This is a genomic window from Pseudomonas sp. AC083, assembly GCF_979253165.1.
This window is the reverse complement of sequence record NZ_CEEDDH010000214.1, coordinates 1-258: the sequence shown is the minus strand read 5'-3', so window position 1 is coordinate 258 and position 258 is coordinate 1. Positions and strand designations below refer to the sequence as shown.

Genomic DNA, 258 nt, shown 5'->3' with positions numbered 1-258 from the left:
ATGCGGCTGATTAAACGAACTGCAAGCAGTGAATGCCCACCAATGTCAAAAAAGCGATCGTCTATGCTGATTTTAGGCAAATCAAGCACCTCTTCAAAGAGATGACATAGGATTTCCTCTTTCGGATTTCTTGGGCCGCGCCCATCCGCTTGCTGTAAATGCAATTGAGGGGCCGGCAGTGATTTTTGATCAAGCTTCCCGTTTGCTGTAAGCGGCATGGCGTCAATCTGTACATATGCTGCGGGCACCATGTAATCA

General features: G+C 47.7%; 1 protein-coding gene. It reads right to left on the bottom strand.

Features of this window, described 5'->3' with window-relative positions:
* The coding region (locus tag AC0IXA_RS27755; protein WP_471814953.1) for a phosphopantetheine-binding protein at window positions 1-258 on the bottom strand (258 nt) is incomplete at both ends.